Raw genomic sequence first — 975 nt, 5'->3', positions numbered from 1 at the left:
GTCCTTGAAAGACTGGGAAATCTTGTACCTCTTGAAATGGAACCGGGTTCACCTTCAAAAGAGTACAGGATGCATGGAGCAAAGGGAACAATAGGTCTTATAAACCCAATATCACAGCACTTCTGCAGCACATGTAACAGGTTAAGACTAACTGCAGATGGAAAGCTTAAGCCCTGCCTTCATTCAAACAAGGAAATAGACGTAAGGAAGGGTCTTGGCAACAAGGAAGAGATAAAAAAAATCATAGTTGATACCATAGATATAAAACCCAGGGAGCATCACATAAACGACAAGGACTACAAACCCATAACAAGAGATATGAACGGCATAGGAGGCTGATATGGACAAGCTTACACATATAAATGAAGACGGAAGACCCAAGATGGTTGATGTAGGTGACAAGAATGACACGAAGAGAATTGGTGAAGCCTACGGATGTATATACATGGAAGAAAAAACCCTTGAAATGATAACTGGTGGTAAGCACAAGAAGGGTGATGTAATAGCTACTGCGCAGGTTGCAGGCATAATGGCTGCCAAAAAGACTTGGGAGATCATTCCCATGTGCCACAATATTCTAATAAATGGAATAGATATGAAATTTGAACCGGATAAAGAAAAAAACTGTATCCATATTAGTGCAACCGTCACCACCAGGGGAAAGACAGGTATAGAAATGGAAGCTTTGACGGCTGTATCAGTTGGAGCTCTTACCATATACGACATGTGCAAGGCGGTTGACAGAAGCATGATAATATCCGACATAAAGCTAATGAAAAAATCAGGCGGCAAGTCTGGAGACTTTAATAGAGAAACTGAAAAGGAGCAAAAATGAAAGGCAAGGTAATAGCAGTAAATATAAGTGACAAGAAGGGAGTTGCGAAGACACCCATGGAAGAAGGCAACTTCATAGAGGAATTCGGTCTTGAAGGAGATGCCCATGCAGGCAAATGGCATAGACAGGTAAGTCTTCTT

Annotated in this window: 1 protein-coding gene and 2 pseudogenes; all 3 read left to right on the top strand. The window is 41.3% G+C overall.

The annotated features are described in order from the left end of the window. A pseudogene (locus AC3AX0_RS04190) lies at positions 1-339 on the top strand (GTP 3',8-cyclase MoaA); the annotation flags it as partial. 1 nt (position 340) lies between these two features. Continuing rightward, a complete protein-coding gene (moaC, locus tag AC3AX0_RS04185) occupies positions 341-835 on the top strand; it encodes a cyclic pyranopterin monophosphate synthase MoaC (protein ID WP_487549051.1) in 495 nt (164 codons plus the stop codon). Next, positions 832-975: pseudogene (locus AC3AX0_RS04180) on the top strand (MOSC domain-containing protein); the annotation flags it as partial. The gene moaC and the pseudogene AC3AX0_RS04180, both read left to right, overlap by 4 nt.

The organism is Dethiosulfatibacter sp. (assembly GCF_983023055.1).
This window is presented reverse-complemented; position numbering and strand designations above follow the sequence as displayed.